General features: G+C 63.3%; 2 protein-coding genes. One reads left to right on the top strand and one right to left on the bottom strand.

Annotated features, from left to right (window positions below; genetic code table 11):
• On the top strand, positions 1 to 274 hold a 274-nt coding region (locus CN311_RS31725), incomplete at its 5' end, for a DUF2938 family protein (RefSeq protein WP_115504290.1).
• Between the two features lie 19 nt (positions 275 to 293).
• Here CN311_RS31725 and CN311_RS31720 read toward each other — a convergent pair.
• A partial coding sequence (locus CN311_RS31720; protein WP_342586716.1) for an RNase H family protein occupies positions 294 to 493 on the bottom strand: 200 nt, incomplete at its 5' end.

Raw genomic sequence — 493 nt, 5'->3', positions numbered from 1 at the left:
GGGCTGGTTCTTCCACTATCTTGTCGGCATCGCCTACGGCATCATTCTGGTCGTCGTGGCGGGATCGGCATGGCTCAGCGCACCGACCTTCCTGCCGGCCTTCATCCTCGGCATGGTCACCGTGGGTGCGGGCTGGTTCCTGCTGGCACCCGGCATGGGCGCCGGCTGGGCCGCCTCAAAGCGCCCCAACCCAATGCAGATCCGTGCCCTCAATTTGGTGTCGCATACAGTGTTTGCGCTCGGGCTTTACGGAACGGCGCTGCTGATCCGCTGAGCGCGGCGGATCTGTTTTCTCAATAGCTCTGGGTCGAGCGCCGGACGGGTTTTGATGCCGGCTTTCTCGGTGAAGTAGCTTCTTTTGGTGTGGCCGCAGGTGCGGGCCTCGCCAGCCTGGGCTTGAACGGCGCCATGCCTTCCCGTGCCAGTTCGTCGGCGCGTTCGTTTTCGGTATGGCCAGCATGGCCCTTGACCCAATTCCAGGTGACCTTGTGGC

Source organism: Mesorhizobium sanjuanii (assembly GCF_002529485.1).
GTDB lineage: Bacteria > Pseudomonadota > Alphaproteobacteria > Rhizobiales > Rhizobiaceae > Mesorhizobium > Mesorhizobium sanjuanii.
This window is presented reverse-complemented; position numbering and strand designations above follow the sequence as displayed.